We start from the raw sequence: 17,988 nt of genomic DNA on the forward strand, positions 1-17,988 counted from the left end.
TTGCACCAGACTGCCTTGACAAGAGGAACATTTGTTCATATACTGATAGTGAACAGATAGGAGGCGTCTCATGCGTAAAAAAATTGTATTTCATTTGGACGTCAACTCGGCCTACCTTTCCTGGGAGGCCGTTTACCGTCTGCAGCACGGCGATCCCATCGATCTGAGAACCATCCCCTCCATCGTTGGCGGAGATCCGAAGACCCGCCACGGAATCGTCCTGGCCAAATCCATTCCAGCCAAGAAACTGGGTATTAAAACCGGCGAATCACTGATGAAAGCTTTTCAAAAGGTGCCTTACCTGACCGTGGCCAAACCGGATTACCATCACTTTATGCAGGCCAGCGAAGCGCTGATGGATCATCTGAGCCTGTACTTCAGTCGGATCCAACCCTTCTCCATCGATGAGTGTTTTCTCGACTACAGCGACGTCAGGGGACTCTGGGGGGATCCCGTCACCTTTGCCCATTATTTGAAGGACGAAATCCACCGTCTCTTTGGCTATACCGTTAACATCGGCATTGGACCGAATAAGCTCCTCGCCAAGATGGCCTCGGAGTTCGAAAAACCCGATCGCGTGCACACGCTCTTCGAGGAAGAGATCCCGGAAAAGCTCTGGCCGCTTCCCGTCTCAGAGCTCTTCATGGTCGGTCGGGCCACCGCCCCGAAGCTTCACCTCATGGGCATCCACACCATCGGTGATCTGGCGGTCTTCGATCTCGATCTTTTGAGCGATCGATTGAAGAGCCACGGCAGGCAGATCTGGGCCTACGCCCACGGGCGAGAAGAAGGGCTTTTTCGACAACAAAAAGACGACCCCGTTAAAGGCGTCGGCAACGGTAGTACCATCAGCTACGATGTGACCGATCGACAGGACGCATACCTGCACTTGCTCTCTCTAACGGAAACCGTGGCCCTGCGGCTGCGCCGCAAGGGATTCTTCTGCAGACTGGTTTCGGTGAGTTTGAAGACCAATGGGTTCGAACGGTGGTCGCACCAGAAAAAACTCGAGCTGCCCACCGACCGAACCGATGAGCTTTTCGGGCACGTCCGGGATCTTTTCGACGAGACCTGGGACGGCTCTACCCTTCGACACATGGCCGTGCGCGTCAGCGATCTCAGGCCCTCGTCCGAACGACAGTGTACCCTGTGGGATCCACCGGATTTCGAGAGAAAAAGACGACTTGACGCCACCCTGGATGCCTTGCGCTGTCGCTACGGGAAACGAGCCATCCAACGGGCTTCTTTTCTCCACAGTGGCATCCGACCGCTCACCGGTGGCGTCGTGGAGGAAGACTACCCCATGATGTCAAGTAAACTCTAGCCGAGGGGAGCGCGGTAGATCGAACGATAGACCAACCGGCCCTCTACCTGCTTGCTCTCCATAAGGTGGAGGGCGTCAACATGAACCGGAACCGGTTGGATTTCCTTCTCGCCAATATCACCCCTCACTTGCCGGGCCAAGGTCAAGTGTGGACGAAAGGGGCGCGGATCCACTTCGTGCTCCAACAGCTCCAGAGCCTTTCCCATGCGCTCCCAGAGCCCTTTGAGCTTGTCCTCTCCTCTACCGGGACCGAGCCACAAAATCTTTTGATTTTTTTTCTGGAAAAATCCCACCTCACGAAAAGAAAAGAGGAAGGGCTCCACACCGCTTACCACGTCGTCGAGTAGTTCCCGTAGTTCCGGGAGTTGCTCTTCGCTTTTCTCCCCGAGAAAATGAAGGGTCAAATGAAGATTCTCCCGCCCCGTCGCCCTGTAGGAGGTGAGAGGGGTCAACAGCTCTTTCTGGATCTTATGTAGTCGGCCTTGCTCCTCTCTCGAGGGCAACACCGCATAGAACAAACGCATGAGCTTACCTCCCGCTTCTTTTTTCAGGCACCTATCCCTCGTCCATCACATTTTAAACAAAAAGCGAAGCCTTCTACTAAGGCCGTGGAGATGAACACCCTGAGTGATCCCTTCGCTCTTTGAAAACGCCTGCTCTCTCGAGAGAGAACAGGCGTTTTTTCTATACAGATCTGGTCTATACTTTCTGTTCGATCGGATACAAATCATGGAAGGCCCGGCGCATGTAGTAATTGAGCGTATTCTCATCAAAATGATTCCGGTCGTGAATTTTACCGACCTTTCTCACCACCGCACGCTTGTCCCCGGGGACAACATAGGCTACGATCGTGGCCTCTACCAGTTCTGTATCACGACTGTAAACGCCGATCTTGATCTCGATGTGCTTTTCCCGCCGGGTCAACTTGATGTAATTCTCCTGGATATGAAACTTGTAGAGATAGTCGTCACCCTCCTCTAGGGTGATTCGACCGTCAGACACCACCATAACATCTGTCAATTGGGTCCCGAGGGATTTGAAATAATCCTCGATAATCTGTTGGACCTGATCGAGCTGCGCCTGCTGTTGACGTTCCTTCGCCAATTCCTCGAGTGCTTCTTCGTAATTTCCCGTTAGTTCTTTGACCAGAGCATCTTTGTAGTTGTAGAAAAAATGAACCGTCATCTCACATCGCCTCCTCGATCCTTCCGGTTATTTTATGATTACCCCCGGTCGACCCACTCAAACTAGATTTTAAAAAGGAGCCATCGTTTGGTGGTCCTTTCGTATTTCAGCTGAAAACGACGCTCCAGGCCATCGATCACGCCCTGGCATTCAAAGAGATCCATCGCGTTGCCCGCCAGTCGTTCTTCGGAAACCGTGACCAATCGATCGATGGTCACCACGCGTTTGATTCCCTCCTCATCGTTCAAGCGAAAACGTAGTGGTCTGATGCTCCCGTTGTCCTTAAAATATGCAATGACCTCAATCGGTTTGGCCACGATTTTCATACCCCTCACCTCTCCTCCATCGTACAGGAACAAATGTTCTTTGTCAAGGTGAAAAGAGCCCCGCCTCAGGCGGGGTTCACATGGACCATCACGTGCTTGACCCGGTCCATTCCGGTCTCGAGACGATCGTGTACTTCCTCGGCGATCGCATGCGCATTTTTGAGCGAGAGTTCAGCATCCACGGCAATCTCCATATCAACATACAATCGATCGGCGTGCTGCCGTGTCCGGAGCGCATCGATGCGAACCACACCGGGGACCTCGTGGGTGATCCGCTCAATTTTCTCGATTACCGACTGTGAGGCCGCGGTATCGATCAACGCCCTCACCGAACTCATGTAGATATCAAAAGCCACCTTGATGATCAGCATGCTGATTGCCACGGAAGCGATGGGATCGAGTAGCGGATAGCCCATTCGAGCCCCGACGATCCCCACCAAGGATCCCACCGAGGAGAGGGCATCACTCCGGTGATGCCATGCGTCGGCGCGAAGCGCACTGCTGCCAATAGCTTCCGCCCCTTTAATGGTATAGCGAAAGAGAACCTCCTTGACAACAATAGACAAGAGAGCAGCACCGATGGCCAGCTGACCTGGCACCACCAAATGTCCTGCCTGGATCTTTTGAATGGCCTCGTAGGCGATGAACACACCGGTGAGGAAAAGTACCGTCGCCAAGAGTTTTCCCATGACAGGTTCGATTTTCTCGTGCCCGTAGGGATGTTCATCGTCGGCTTCCTTTTCTGCAAATTTTACGCCGGCATAGGCGAGACCCGTTGTGAATACATCAGAGACCGAATGCAGGCCGTCGGCCACCATGGCGGTACTGTTTGCCACCAAACCCACAAAAATCTTTACGATGGACAGAAGAACATTCCAGATGATGCTGACGATTGAAATACGTCCGGCGATGCGTGTCTTCTCCATGCTAAAAACCCCCGAGCCAACCGATGAATCTTGCCCCGTGAAGATAGAGCTGTAACAACAAACTCAGGATGCCACAAAGAGCACCGATTTTATAAAAGCGCTCCCATTTTCTCCTGCGCCGGTAGTCTTCCAATTCAATCTGCCAGGCGAAGCGTCGGTTGCTCTGGTCGACGCCCGGGCTTCCGTGGGCCCTCAGGATAGCCTCACGGTTTTGTTTCAATTCCTGGTCCATGATTCTTTCACCCCATTCGTATTTCATCGAGCTGATCGAAGTATCCAGCCAGTTGTTCCCGTTGTGCGCGGTGATGGGTCATCACAAGCACCTGTCGTTTTTCAGCCAGCGCTTCCAGAGCGGGTAAGAAAGCGACGAACCGCTCCTCATCCCAGTGGGCAAACACATCATCCAGAAGAACGGGCAGAGGTCCGAAACGACGATCGTAGTGACTCATGGCCGCCATGCGGAAGGCAAAGAAAATTTGATCGACAGTGCCCTGGCTCAATCCGCGATCGATCGCAATACGATCCCCCGTCTCACGCTCTACCACCAGCTTGTAAGTATCAAAGAAAAGACGCTGGTAGCGTCCGCCCGTGATCCTCCTCAGGTGTTCAGAGGCCAGCTTGAGGATGGGCGGTTGGTGTTCGTGTTTGTACACCTCATCAATATACCGGAGCATGGCAATCTCAAGCTGAAGGTCTTCTTTCTCCCTTTCACGCTCTTCGATCTGGTGGTCAATCGCATCGATTTCCGTCAGCAGTTCCGGCAGGGGGGTCTGATCCGATGCGAGCTCTAGACGCATACGCAATCCGCTCACCTCTTCCACAACCCTTTCGCGCCGTTCTTCCAACTGTTCGAGCTTCGCCTGCGCCTCACCAATTGCCATCTCCGTATCATAACACGCATACCCGAAATGGTCTACCGCAATCTCCTCATCACTTTCTTTGAGGAAAAAGAGACGGGATCGCAATTGTAGGTAATGGTCGATTTTCTCTTTGGCCAGCGTAAGCTCCGGGTCAAAAGCCAGTAGCCGCTTGCGTAGAGATTCCTTTTCTGCCCTTTTCTTCTCCACTTCTTCAGCGGTACTGGCAAAGGTCGCCTCCAGGGAAAGCCGTTCTCCTTTTAGCGTTTCCAATCGGCGCCCCTCCTCTTCGAGGTACTCCGCCGATCGACCGCCGCTAAGCTGGAAAATTTCGGTATTCAGCGCCTCCAGTGTTTCTTGATGCGCCTCTACGGAGGCTTTTGTGGCAAGCCAGCGCGCTTGGCGATCAACGAGATGATCCAATCGTTCTACCAGGGAGGCCGCCGGCGTCCATCGGAAGCCCAGGGCCGACAGCTGGGGGTCAATGGTCCGTCGTTTCTTCTGTCCCTCTGCACGCAGACCTTCGCCGTATTGTTGCGCCTTCTGGATCCGAAGACGCAGGGGGAGGTAGACCCGCTGGTGAAAGAAAAGAGCCGTAAGGGAGAAAATCAAGGAGGAGGCCAACCAGAGCAACTCCTGTTGATACCCATAACCTACCAGTGAAGCTACTGCTGCTAATGAGAGACTCACCAGTCCGGTGCGCCTCAGCGGAAGCTCCATCCGCTGATGGGCCAGCTGCGCTTGCGCTTCCTCACTCAGGCGCTCGAGTTCAGTTGCACGGAGCAACGCCTGCTTGAGATCAGGCCAAGAGATCTCGCAAAGGGCCTCTTGATGTAGCCGGGGCTCTGCCTGGTACGCTTCCACCCACCGGTTCAGAGCTGCTTCCATCTCCTCCTGCTGGATACGCAAACGTTCGACTGCTCGAATTTTTTCGTGCTCTAGAGAAGTGATGCGGAAGCGCTCTTCTACAGCAGGGAGGGCTCCCTGCAGGCTAGTGATCGACCGCTTCTTGTCCACCAGTTGCGTCTCGAGCTGGGCCAGTCCCCGTTCGAGGGCATCGAGGGCTTCCGATTTTTCGATCAATTGATCGAAGCTCATCGTGGTTATCCCTTCTAGCGAGGGGGCTTCTTCGAGACGTTTTTCAATGGACCGAATTTCCTCCCGTCGCTTCTTTTGTTGGAGCGAGCGCCTTGACGTTGCGATACGTTCTTTTTCTTCGACCATCCTCACGCGGAGGGTCTCCCGCTCTTCTACCAGGCCTTCAAGGCGCCTATGGTCTTGTCGTAGTTTTTTCTCTTCTGTCAGCACTGCCCGTTTGCGATCAAGGAGCCCTCTTTTTTCCTCCCGGAGCGTCTTCAAGATGTACTTGCCCCGGTTGTGTGGTCTCCAGATTCCATGTAATGCTGATTCGGCTTCCTCGGCAAGTTCACCAGGCGTCCGGAGAAGATGAGCGGTCTGATCAAAGAGCAATCGGTCCTCTAGTGAGCGCAGTACCTCCTCGCCAAGATCCGGTAGATCCCCCTGTTTCAGGGCGTAAAGATGGCCATAATGCTGAGGATCCAGTTCGATTCCCGGTAGAGATTCATTGCCAATCTCAAGGCTCTGATCCTTACCGTGGAGCTTCCCAAAGACCTCCAGTCCAAGCCTTCGTTCCACATGGGTCCACGGATCCTCACCTTCGATCACCGCTTTGATCGACAATGCCGATTGATCCCAAGGGGCTCGGGGGTGCCGATCGTAACGGGCGGGTGCGTACCCGAACAAAACGGTTTGCACCGCCTCCATCACTGTTGTCTTGCCCGACTCGTTGGGTCCGGTGACAAGATTGAGCCCAGGGCCAAAGCACAGGGGACCCACATCCGACAATCCGCCGAATTTATCGACCGTCAGCTCACGTAAGATCACGATCGATCATCCCCTTTCGTACCAGCGTCTCGAAAACACTGTGCAGCCGTTCTCTATCGGCCCCTCCGATCAGCTTCTTGTGCTCGGGATCCTCGAGCAATGTCGCCTCAAGGCGACCATTCTCTAAATGCTTCTCCAATAGCCAGAGCCAGTTGTCCTCTCCAATCATGCGCTTGGAGCTTTCCCTGGTGATCTTACGGATATGAAGGTCAACAAGTTCCAGACGCTCCGTCAGACTGTCCTCAAGAAACGCCCGATTCTCCTGCACTAACAAGCGTTCCTGTTCGACCGATGTTAAAACAAGATCCAATACCAGAAAATCCGCATCTAGGTCTCCGGTACCAGAAACCACCTGCGTCTCGATTGAGGCGAGGTCATCCACGGTATCGGGCAGCACCACCTTCACCGTCTGGCGTACGACCGTACTGTAGTCCACCGCTTCAAGTGCCAGTCCCGTTTCATCGATTCTCCCGAGGTAACCCCCGCGGGGGCCGACTTCAGTTTCGTCAAGACCCACAAGCGATCCGGCGTAGGCCACCCCTTCTCCGATCCGCTTGCGCTGGTGCAGATGGCCTAGGGCGAAATAGTCATATCCCTTTTCCTCCAGCATGGTACGGGAGACGGGCATGTAATGAGGGTTCTCTAGTCCCGTATGCCCCATGCCCAGTGTAATCCGTTCATCCTGCTTACGAGGATACGTATCGATCACCGGATCTTCGATCCACCGTCGGTCGTACCCGGAACCCACGACCCGATAGAAGGTGCCTTTTCTACTCTTCGCCTCGATCACCACGGCCTCCGGTCGATCGAAAAGGACCACATTCTCCGGTAGCGACAACGAACCGAATCCGCGGACGCGATCACGATGATCGTGGTTTCCGAGGCCATAGAAGACGCGAATGTCTTCTTCCGCCAACCGATTGAAAGCTTTCATGAGAAACGACTCTGTTGCGTACGTCAGGTGCTTGTGGTCGAATAGATCCCCCGAAATCAGGATCAGATCGAGCTCTCGGGCGATGGCGTCCTCCACAGCACGATGCAAGCTGGCTTTGATCGCTTCGTTCAAGCGCCGTCCATGCCGTCGGTGTGTACCATCCAGATGTAGGTCCGATAGATGTAAGAATGTAAGCAAGTCCCTTCCCCCTTATGTTCCTATCATACCACAAAAGGAAAGTTCGTTCTGCAGGCAAGTGGATTTTCTATTTCAATCATCAGGGGATTTCGGTATAATAGATACGAAGACAAAACTAGGAAATGAGGGATAGCCAATGGATGAGAAAAATCAAAATACACCGACGTTCCACATCGCACCCGATGATTCTGATGTGACCACGCCGGAGAAGCAAGAAGGTCCATCACCCGCGGAGACAACCATCCCCACCGAGGAGGAGCGCTCTCCGGAGGATCGTTTCGACGACTACGATGAACCCCTTTTCGACACCCCGCCTGGTGGTGAAGAGAAACCACCTTCAAAATGGCCCCTCTACCTCCTGATCGCCCTGGCCATAGCCGCTGGTATCCTGCTGATCTCCAGAGTATTCGGTGGCGGTGAAGCCGGTCCGGAAGTCAGTGCCAGTGACGAGATCTTTTTCGTCAAGGAAACACTCTCCGATGGGATCCTCTTTCAATTGGCCCCACAATTTGAAGACCAGGTCGATGCTTACCAATGGGAAGTCTACGTTGATGGTGAACTCGTGGATACGTACGATTCGAAAGCCCTTAAACTTCCCACAGAGCTTAAGAATGACTACCGCATCAGCCTCTCGGTAAAATTCAAAGACGGTAGCTGGAGCACACCCTATTCTGAGGAATTGAATGCGGCGCTGGTCAAGCCCGATCCCGATGGGACCCCCGAAGAGGAGGGCGGCGTGATCTACGCTCCCGATCGAGAGGAAGAGGTGCGCTATGATGAGGGACCGGCCACCAGCGACTCCAACCTGGCCAAGACCGGAACACACTCCCACCGCTTCGATCTGACGACCGAGGCATCGACGGCCACGCTCACGATGGAAGGGTTGGAAGCGCGAGAAGGTATGACGCTTTCCTTCTGGGTACGCTCCGACCAGAATACCCTGAGCCAGATTGAACTCAAGGGATACAGCGGTTCTGATCTCTTGCTCGACCGCAGGGTTCCCTATCGACCGAGCAGCATCGACACCTGGGAGATGCTCAGCATCGAAATCGACAACGGACCCATCGATCGCCTTGTGTTCACCGTCTCCGGTGAAAGTACGCTCTGGATCGATGACCTGACCTTCAACATCCTCAAGTAACCCGTTCTCGGGTTGCTTTTTTTGCCACCTCGACGAAAGACCCAAGAGAAAGGAATCATCCTTATGAACGTAGTAGGCAATATGCGCAAGGCCATCCACGAGAAACAATTGATTGAAGCCGGCGATCGTGTGGCTGTCGGTGTCTCCGGGGGAAAGGACTCCATGGCCCTATTGGCCGCGCTCCATGAGTTCCAACGCTACAGTCCCATCCCCTACGAACTGGAGGCCATCACCATTAGCCCGGGCTTCGAAGGGATGGACTTCTCTCCCGTTGAAGACTTCTGCGCAGAACGCGGGATCCACTATACTGTTCACGAGACGAACATCGCCGATGTGGTCTTCGACATCCGAGAAGAATCGAACCCCTGTGCGCTCTGTGCGAACATGAGGCGCGGCGCTTTGGCAGGGGTCATGAACGAAAGAAACCTCAACGTCTTGGCCCTTGGCCACCATGCGGATGACCTGGCTGCCACCTTTTTCATGAACATGCTCTATACCGGTCGTTTGAACACTTTGCCGGCCAAGAGCTATCTCGATCGCTCGAAGATCCACGTGATCCGACCCCTGATCAATGTGCCCGAGAACTGGATCAAAGGATTTATCAAAAAGAAAAAACTCCCCGTTGTGACGAGTACCTGTCCTGTGGACAAGCGCACCAACCGAGAGGATATCGAGCAGTTGCTCAGTGAACTCTACAAAAAGATTCCCATCAGCCGTCAGAATATCCAGACCGCCCTGCGCAACGAAGAACAGTTCAATCTCTTTGAATGACAAAAAAAATAAGCCCTTCGGGGCTTTTTCTATGCATATGAATAGCCGGCCATCTCCGCTCAAGTTCCACTCGATCGGTGATCACCGGCTACAGACCTGATGCTCTGCAATATCGAAATGGCTCATCTCTGTCTTTGGTGGTCTCACCTCGCTTTCCTTGGGTTCGTGAAGGCTTCCTTCCCTATTTTAGCCATTGAGAAGGCCCTTCGTTAATGGCTTACATAAATTATAGCACTCATTATCAGAATATTCAACTATTTTTTTCTCACAGACGGATCACACGGCTCATATCCTGTCCACAACCACTACAATACCCTTGCTCCAGATGGACTGTAGCCTGTCTCAAGTCACGCTCGACCATCAGCTCACCACAGTGATGACAATAGGTATTTCGGTCCGCATCCAGGAAATTTCCCATGTAGACATAAGACAGGTGCTTTTTCGCCTGCGACATGGCGCGTTCTAGTGTTCCCGTTCCCGTCGCCGGTTCCGTCATACGATAGGCCGGGTAGTAACGATTGAGATGGACCGGGCACAGCGGGTCGCGCTCAGCAATCCAACGGAACATCGCTTCCAGGATTTCCTCCTCTGCGTTTAAGCCGTCGATCAAGAGAATGCTGATCTCCACATGAACAGAAGAGCGGAGCAGCCGATCGATCGTTCGTAACACGGGGTCCAAATGACCCTTGCAAATCTGTTGGTAAAACGCATCATTGTACCCCTTGAGATCGATATTCGCCGCGTCGAGGTAGGGGATTAAACCCTCCAACGGTTCGAGCTCCACGTAGCCGTTGCTCACCAGTACCGTCTTCAGATCTGCTTCCTTCAGCGCCCTCATAGCATCGAGCACATATTCATAGGCGATGAGCGGTTCGTTGTAGGTAAAGGCAACCCCGACATTCCCCTCGATACCCTGCGCCCGCTCTACAAGCTCAGCCGGCGAGACGGTGAGCTCTGGAATATTTCCCTGAACGAGCTGATGATTCTGACAGTAATCGCAATCCAAATTGCACCCCGCGCTACCGACCGACAAAATCTGGCTTCCCGGGCAATAATGGAAAAGTGGCTTCTTCTCGATCGGATCCACAGCATAGGCGGCGATTCGCCCGTAGCTGAGCGCATATAACTTTCCCTTGGCGCTGTAGCGCACCCCGCACAGACCCGTCTGACCTGTAGCCAAATGACAATGATGGGGACAAAGGTGACAACGCACGCGGTTCATTCCCAGGCTTTCGTAGTATAGAGCTGGTTCCATCTTTTCATCTCTCCTCAAATGAATGCATTGATTGCGCGCCCCATTTTCTCGACCCGATCATTGAGATCCGCTACCGAGAGGATACTCCCCGGATCATTGGCGATAGCCGTGGTGGCAAAATACGGCGGCAGATAGAACCCCTTGTTGATGTTCAGGGCCCCCAGCAGCTGTTTGGCCACTGAATCCCCACCCGAATTGCCACTCACGAAAATGCCGTAGCAGCTCTTCTCGTAAAAACTGATCCTCCGGTACAAGACTGTCATGCGATTGATCACGGCCATGAGCTTGGCGCTCAGCGCATCATTGTAGTTGGGGCAAAGCCAAAGGATCACATCGGCATTCTCAATCTTGGGCAAGAGTTCCTCTACCATGACACCACCGTAGAAGCAGCTTTTCTCTTCACTGTAGTGCAGGCAGGTTTCATAGGGACAGGCACCGCAGTCTACGATCGTCCCATCCTCAACGTGAAAAGTCTCAATGTTTCCCCGTAGCAGCGGTTCGAGTTTTTTCCAGAACATCCAGGTGTTCGATGTCTCGAAGTTGCTGGCGTGGAGGACCAACAACTTCGGTTGGTCGTAAGTCGGCCGACCGCCCTCCACCAAACGACTGTGGATTCTATCCACCCGCTGGAGAAAAATCTCTTCCAGGGAACCCGACAGCGTTTTCTGCCACGTTTTGAAGTTGATGTATCCAGGCAAAGCCTCCACCAACGGCTGTGGTAAAAAGGCACAACCCCGACGGTTCATCTCGTAGATCACATCTTGGGCAAATCGTTTCGTAAATTGCTCTGAGTCACTGTACAAGATCAGGGCTGCCTCAGATCCCTCGAAAGCATCCTCGGCGTCATGTGCCGACAAGAAGTCGTAAAAGAAAGGATCGATCCCGAACTTGCCACAGTTCAGGAGCAAAAGCAAGGTCCTGTGCTTGGTTTCCATTCCCTCTTCCCACCACTGGGCTCCCAGAGATATGAGCCTTTCGAAGGCTGCTCTCTCCTGATTTTGTGCCACGAGGAACACCTCACGAGCCATAGCTACCTAACTCCTCCGCCGTCTCCAGGATCCGATCGAGCAAACCGGGGCTCAACCGCTTCTTCTCGATCTCTACCCCCCCTGCTCCGAGGCGATTGCGTAGACCGACGGCCACACCCTCGATCATCACCGTACTGTCATGCCAGTGACCGCGCAGTGCGTTCAAAATTGAGAGTGCTCCCGATGAATAGGCGGGGGCAATAAAGGGTTTGAAACCGGTGGCCCGCACAGCCAGATTGGCCGTGACCACCGCCTCGTTCAGCGGTCCATCGATTTCCGGGTGCGTTTCTTCAGGATCGGTGGTCACAATGAGCCCCCTGCCGTGGGGACCGTAGACGCGTCCCTTCGCCAGAAAATCCACATCCCTCTCACTGGCCATATAGGCGGCCCGGGCGAACATCACCCCTAGACCAAACCCCTTGATCTGCTCCGGTGGCAGGATCATGGCTTTGGCCACCTCCTGACAGAGGAGGTCCACGGGATCGGAAACAACGAAAAAGTACCCCTTGAACCGCTGGTCGGCAGCCAGGTGTGCATAGTGGAGCACGATGTCCCGGTTGGCCTCAAATTGTACCATACGGACGTCCGTTCCCTCCTCACCGATAGCAGGGACACCTTTCGAGGCGGTAAAGATAAACACATCTGTATCGAACAGGTTCTCTTCTGTGGCCTTGCTGATCGGTGGGTGCGCAGGTTTGTTCACATCGAGAATCTGTCCCAGTTCCTGTCTCCAGCGCTCGACGCGCTTCTCATCGCGATCGTACAGACGTAACGCCTCGATCACGTCGCCGCCGAGTAAGCGGAGCCCGGTGGCCAAGGTACCGCCCACGTCCCCGAGTCCCAGGAGTGTCACCCGGAACTTCTTCTTTTCGTAAAGATCCGTTTCCAGGGCCTGCCTGAAAAAGGGCGAACCACAATTGAGCAGGGTAAGCTCACCCGCTTCCATCCAATCGACCAGATGGGTCTCAGGAAGCTTAGTGTCCGTCTTCAAAAGCTGCGCCGACAGGGACTCCGGACGCGCGAGTTCTCCCGGGTCCGAGGGCGACCACCGCGCTTTCTCCCAGGGGTCCAGGTGTTTGACAAGGAACTTTCGGTCCTCTGCCTGAATCGCTTCTTCTATGGTTGCTCCTGTGGTCCCGTTGATCGGTTCCTCCGATAAAAAGAACCCTTCCTTCGATCGATAGACTTTCATCGTCTCACACCCTTAATTTTCCTTAGATTGAGGCGTAGAATTGCTTCAGCCGCCTGAGTTGTTCTAGGTCGTCACGCAGGTAGTCACTGGGCTTGATCGTCATATCGTACCGCAGATGATCACCCTTGTAGGGGAGTCTGGGTGAATTTAACACTTCGCCCAGGCGGTAGACCGAGAACAGCCGCTCGTGTGTCTCCTGGTAGATTTCTTCGATCGTCTCCATGATCTCAATGGCGTTTTCGATGGCTACCTCGGAGAGGTAGTAGATCGCCATTTTATCCGCACGCTTGATATAGGAAGCAGAGGCATAGGGTAAGATCATATTCACGGATTGGATGATGTTGTTGAAGTTTGCCTCGCGGTGCCAAACCCCGTCACCGCCCAAGAAGGGGTAAAGCTTGGATTCATAGAACCACACTTTGATCTTCGGGATGAAATAGGCCGAGTCCACCGGGATATCGGCCATCTCCATGATAGCTTTTCCATTTCCCGACATGATGCCCACGATCATTTTTTTCACGGGCACCTTGTACTTTTTCAAGAGTGGCTCGAGCACCTTGATCCGGTAGCCTTTGTTCAACAGATCGTCCACCAGGATCACAGGACGATCGTAGGATTTGATCATCTTGATCTGATTCTCAATATCCAGGTAATAGGGGTAGGACCTGATCGCGTGGTTCTTGAGATTCTTCTCGAAATACTTCTCTACATGAAGCGTTTTGGTCACTGTGTTCGGCAGAATCCAGCGGTTGAAGATCGCGCCGAAGGGCACGCACATGGCTTCGCCTGTGGTCTTCGGCACCAGGGGTGTCGTGGGCATATCGTTCTCATCACAGATTTTTTTGATCAGATTCTCGTAGATCATCATTCGGTCGAAATTCAGCACCAGATTCCCCGGATAGATCCGAGTGATCGCCTGCTGCAGGCGGTTCCGAGAGGACTCAATCACTTCCATCAGCCTCGGATTTGACCGAAAAGGTTGTTTGAACATGCTGGTGATGTCCAGATTCAAGGTAACCGGTGCGGTCATGTCCACAGCGTAGACAATCTCTTTCGTATCCGTAGAGGAGATCTCCATGAATCCCTGGTTCTCCAGGACACGCACCAGCTCCGGTGATAGTTCTGTCTTCACCGCCTCTTTGTAAATGCCGTAAGAGTAGTCCTTGCTCAGGACATAGGAAAGAGTCTCCGTGAGCACGATTTGTTCCATGCGGTCTACCGTGGTATCCCGTGATTTATAGATACCATCGATGACCAGGATTCGACCGACCGAGTGTTCTCTCACATACTCGACCAGACGTTCATCGCGAAATTCCGAATGAATCGCACTCGCTCGCAACCAGTGGAATATGGAAAACCCGATGATCCTGCGGTTTTCTTCGATGCTCCTGAGCACAAGAATACGAAAGTTCAGCTTGTCGATCAGATCCTTGAACCGCCGGTAGGCAACAGAGAAATCCTCGTCCACGATCGTGGCGATCTCCTCCAAGATGGTGGCGCTCGGTTCTTCGATGATTTCCATCGTGATCGACTTGGTCGTCATCACGCTCTTGTAGAGCGGTTCGCGTTGATAAAGGCCCTTTTGGTAGATGTAGTTCTCGCTGAGGGGGTCAATGAGCTCAGAAATATCCCGGTTGTCATCGATGTAATCACGGATCATCGTAGAGGAAATGTGCTCGAACTCCTCTGGCAGTTCGAACACGATGCTATTGGGATGCAGTTGACTCATGATACGGTCGAGCCGTTTCCGATCGCGGTCCGAAGTGATGCTTCCCTTTCTTTCGTAAACAACGTGGGGAATCTCAAAGATTTCAGTGTTTTTCTTTGGATCGCGATAGGCAGAAGCTCCAATCAGAACGTCGCTTCCCACGACGAGGTAGACTTCGCTTTCATTGAAAGCGCTCCTGAGCACCTTCAGATCCACTGCATTGGCAATGTTGATCGAGATGTCCCTCGGGTGTGTGTAGACATCGATTTCACTGGCAATACTCTTCTTGATGATCTCTCTGCGGATGAGATTCGGTTGCGTGCGCTTCGACCAGCTGAACTCATCCACCGCTAGGTACACTTCAAAGCCCTTGTCCCGGATGTCCACGGCAATTTTCTTGTGACTAAGTGTAAAGGGATCAAAAGCACCCGGGAAGAAAGCGATACGCCGTGCCGGTGGCGTGATGATTTCTCCATATTTCAAGCGGTAGTAAGCGATGAACTGGTAGATTTCTTTTAATCCGGCAGAGTTGTTGAAGAAAATCAGATCGATCTTTTCATTGGTATTGACCATCAGGCTCATGATCTTCTTGATCGTAGCCGAGAACATGCGGATCTTGTGGCAGTCATCCAATGTGTCCGCCGCCAAGATCTCATGGCTGAGCACACGGAAGGCCGTCTGGTTCACATGATGCGATTCATGGACGAAACCGGTGAAGAGAAGACCGAAAAGCTTGCGTACGCGCAGACGGTGGATTTCTTCGGTTTCGGGAAAGGCCAGTTCGTATTGGGGATAATTGGCCAGGATCACACCGGCTGTCATGAGCATCAAGGTGATCACTTTGCTATTGGGACTCTTCATCTTGTCGACGAAATCTTCAATGATTTCATCGAGTTCATTGGGTTTCACGTGTAGCATCAGGATCCCCAGGTAATCGGGGATGTACTTGGTGAACTCGTAACTCTCCATCTCCAGGGCCCTGATGAGCTCGACCACGATATCGTTCTTCTGTTCGAAATTCAAATGCCCCACCAGTTCGATCAGCCCTCTTCCGGCCGTATTCCGAACCGTCTCCAGTGCACTCACTTTCAGGAGGTTACACAGGTGCATGGCCGTATAGAACACATCATCATAATCGAACAGGATGGTGTTGCGCATGAGCAACTCGATCTGGAATCGCTTGGCGATATCCAGCGTCGCACTCTTCAAGTTGCTGAGGTAGAGGGTGCTGGTATGTTTCACGTCGTCGATACAGACGTTTTTGAACTCTTGCAGACGATCGCCCTTAACACCCAGGAGTTCCGCGAGCTTTAGTCGAGCGTAATTCTCGGCGGGATCGCCCGTGTTCACAATTGGTCCCTCCACGATCCCTCGGATGCCACGGTTCTCGAGACACGCTTCCTCGATATAGGGAAGCATTTCATAAATGGTGTTGTAGGCTCTGAGCTTAAACTTCTGGTCTTCACTCTCGATGCCACGCATCACAAAATCGATGATCTTGTGCTTCTTCTCTGCCGACATGTAGGCAAAGGGAAGCACCCGGGTCATCTTCAGTAGGTAAAAACGGGTTTTCTCCTCATCCCTTCCGCGCTCGATGTAGCCCAACAAGAGGGCCAGATCCTCTTCTAGACGGTCTGGGTCTAAATAGGTGAAATATGAGGCCACCATGTCACGCAGTGTGTAACTGATGAGCACGCGGTGGCGCTCGATGATCTTCTGCTCAGGGTAAAGAAAGTCATGGATCAACCGATTGAACAACTCCTGTTGCGAATACTCGGGATGGAGCGGGATATCGCAACTCGGTGGTAGCTCTTTCCGGATTTTCTCATCGAAGCTCGCGGTAATCTTTCCGATCAATTCACCACAGTGTTGACGGATATCCTCCTGGCGAGAGGACAATTTTTCATAGAGAAAGCGGATGATAATCTGCTTCTGTTTCTGGGTCATGTACGTGTAGTACTGTTCTAAAATCGCCAGGTAACCGCGTAGACCCGTGGGATCCGAAGCGCTCCGCACGGGCTCGAGCCATTTGTTCAGGGATGACTCATCGCGCAGGCGGTGCAGTAGCTTGATATTGTGGTGGATTGAACTGTAGATGGCATTATCGATCACTTCATTTCCCTGCATGAGCGAGAAATGCTTTCTCTGCTGTACATACTCGTCACCGAGGTCCCCCTCCGCATCGACACGCGTGTTGATCCTCAGATCGTGAAGAAAAGCCTCAAAATCCTGCAGGCTGGCGTAGACCTTTCGATAGCGTTGTTCTTTCGCCTCGTCGACATCTTCCAACTTGGCCAAGATCACATCGAAAGCATCAGCCAAAGAATAGAAGGCCATTTCTTTCCCCTTGGACTTCACCCTGAAATCTGCGTAGATCAGGATCAGCGACTCAATCGGCAGATGCTCAAGTTCTAGGTCCCAAGTGGAGTGATTGATCGCCACATTGCGGATGTAAACGATGCCACGGTCTTCGTACCATTGCCCTGTGTAGTAATAATGATAATGGGCGATTCGGCCCAATTCATTGTCTTTTGTCCCGTACTTTCCGATGTCATGCCCCGCCGCCGCACCGCTCACCCGTCCGAGGTCCACGGGGTAACCGGCCTTCCGCATTTGCCGTGCGACCTTCAGGGCAAGGTGATGTACGCCGCAAACGTGATCGAGTGTTGTGAAACCATAGAGGTCTTGGTTCACTTTCATCATCTCGTAAACATATTCTCTGAAAAAAGCGGCTTTAAAGCGTCGGTATTCTGTAGGATCCTCGAGGGTCTCTTCCTCTTCTTGGGTGAGGAGCGTCAGCGGATAGGATCCCTGCCACGAATCGACCCCTTCCTGCGCTTCATAGATCAACAGGGAGCGCAAAGCTTCCAGATAGAGATGAATTACGCCAACCAAGGGTTCTTCAAAGGTCTCCTTTACTGTCTCTGGAAAAGCGAGTGAACGTGTGTAGGCGTAAATCTTTTCTAGAAACTGCTTGCTCTCCCCGATAGGTGCACCGTAGACATCCTCGATCATCGCTTGATGGAGGGAGAGCACTTCTTCGCTACCGAAGGTACCCCTCTTGACGAGGTCCGCCAGGTGTTTTTTGTATCGTTTGTCCGCCAGATGAGAGGTCACAATCTGTCCGGGTAGCCTGTGGGCGGCGAGAAACCCTTCGTCCAATAGACGCCGCTCGAGTATCAACTGTAATCTTTTGATTGCCATCTGCATCCTATCCACCCCGATCTATACGCTTGTG

Annotated in this window: 14 protein-coding genes; 3 read left to right on the top strand and 11 right to left on the bottom strand. The window is 52.9% G+C overall.

From position 1 onward, the window contains the following. Positions 1 to 70 precede the first annotated feature (70 nt). Positions 71 to 1,324: a DNA polymerase Y family protein gene (locus ACULM0_RS05750; RefSeq protein ID WP_463679474.1), complete on the top strand. Its 1,254-nt coding sequence runs from the start codon at positions 71 to 73 to the stop codon at positions 1,322 to 1,324. Here the strand turns inward: ACULM0_RS05750 and thpR are convergent. From thpR to ACULM0_RS05785, 7 genes are all read right to left on the bottom strand, one after another. Then, positions 1,321 to 1,848 carry an RNA 2',3'-cyclic phosphodiesterase gene (gene thpR / locus ACULM0_RS05755; protein WP_463679475.1) on the bottom strand — a complete coding sequence of 176 codons (528 nt, stop codon included), beginning with the start codon at positions 1,846 to 1,848 and terminating at the stop codon, positions 1,321 to 1,323. The two genes, ACULM0_RS05750 and thpR, sit on opposite strands and share 4 nt — an antisense overlap. Positions 1,849 to 2,023: 175 nt before the next feature. Next, a complete protein-coding gene (locus ACULM0_RS05760; protein WP_463679476.1) occupies positions 2,024 to 2,509 on the bottom strand; it encodes a hypothetical protein in 486 nt (161 codons plus the stop codon). Positions 2,510 to 2,571: 62 nt separating this feature from the next. Next, the gene (locus ACULM0_RS05765) at positions 2,572 to 2,835 is read right to left on the bottom strand and encodes a hypothetical protein (RefSeq protein ID WP_463679477.1); all 264 of its coding nucleotides are present in this window, start codon (positions 2,833 to 2,835) and stop codon (positions 2,572 to 2,574) included. 65 nt (positions 2,836 to 2,900) lie between these two features. Beyond that, on the bottom strand, positions 2,901 to 3,761 hold the full coding sequence (locus ACULM0_RS05770; protein ID WP_463679478.1) for a cation diffusion facilitator family transporter: 861 nt from the start codon (positions 3,759 to 3,761) through the stop codon (positions 2,901 to 2,903). 1 nt (position 3,762) lies between these two features. Then, a complete protein-coding gene (locus tag ACULM0_RS05775) occupies positions 3,763 to 3,993 on the bottom strand; it encodes a hypothetical protein (RefSeq protein WP_463679479.1) in 231 nt (76 codons plus the stop codon). A 7-nt stretch (positions 3,994 to 4,000) separates the two neighbouring features. Next, a complete protein-coding gene (locus tag ACULM0_RS05780) occupies positions 4,001 to 6,523 on the bottom strand; it encodes an AAA family ATPase (RefSeq protein ID WP_463679480.1) in 2,523 nt (840 codons plus the stop codon). Beyond that, positions 6,510 to 7,655 (bottom strand): metallophosphoesterase family protein, encoded by a 1,146-nt coding sequence (locus ACULM0_RS05785; protein ID WP_463679481.1) that lies wholly within the window; start codon positions 7,653 to 7,655, stop codon positions 6,510 to 6,512. The genes ACULM0_RS05780 and ACULM0_RS05785 overlap by 14 nt, the downstream gene beginning before the upstream one ends. A 136-nt stretch (positions 7,656 to 7,791) precedes the next feature. On the opposite strand from ACULM0_RS05785, the gene ACULM0_RS05790 reads away from it, so the two are divergent. Beyond that, positions 7,792 to 8,796 carry a hypothetical protein gene (locus tag ACULM0_RS05790; RefSeq protein ID WP_463679482.1) on the top strand — a complete coding sequence of 335 codons (1,005 nt, stop codon included), beginning with the start codon at positions 7,792 to 7,794 and terminating at the stop codon, positions 8,794 to 8,796. 63 nt (positions 8,797 to 8,859) lie between these two features. After that, positions 8,860 to 9,567 (top strand): tRNA 2-thiocytidine biosynthesis TtcA family protein, encoded by a 708-nt coding sequence (locus ACULM0_RS05795; protein WP_463679483.1) that lies wholly within the window; start codon positions 8,860 to 8,862, stop codon positions 9,565 to 9,567. A gap of 265 nt (positions 9,568 to 9,832) precedes the next feature. On the opposite strand, the gene amrS is transcribed toward ACULM0_RS05795, so the two are convergent. From amrS to ACULM0_RS05815, 4 genes are read right to left on the bottom strand one after another with little or no spacing between them, the layout of a single operon-like run. Further along, positions 9,833 to 10,822 (bottom strand): AmmeMemoRadiSam system radical SAM enzyme, encoded by a 990-nt coding sequence (amrS, locus tag ACULM0_RS05800; protein ID WP_463679484.1) that lies wholly within the window; start codon positions 10,820 to 10,822, stop codon positions 9,833 to 9,835. A gap of 14 nt (positions 10,823 to 10,836) precedes the next feature. After that, entirely contained in the window at positions 10,837 to 11,850 is a 1,014-nt protein-coding gene (locus ACULM0_RS05805) for a flavodoxin family protein (protein ID WP_463679485.1), read from the bottom strand. Continuing rightward, positions 11,840 to 13,042 carry a lactate/malate family dehydrogenase gene (locus ACULM0_RS05810; protein WP_463679486.1) on the bottom strand — a complete coding sequence of 401 codons (1,203 nt, stop codon included), beginning with the start codon at positions 13,040 to 13,042 and terminating at the stop codon, positions 11,840 to 11,842. Before ACULM0_RS05810 ends, ACULM0_RS05805 begins: the two co-directional genes overlap by 11 nt. Positions 13,043 to 13,064: 22 nt before the next feature. Next, positions 13,065 to 17,960: a nicotinate-nicotinamide nucleotide adenylyltransferase gene (locus ACULM0_RS05815; protein ID WP_463679487.1), complete on the bottom strand. Its 4,896-nt coding sequence runs from the start codon at positions 17,958 to 17,960 to the stop codon at positions 13,065 to 13,067. Between the last annotated feature and the right edge of the window lie 28 nt (positions 17,961 to 17,988).

The sequence above is a fragment of the Halotolerantifilum yawarlongkerapense genome (assembly GCF_054506745.1).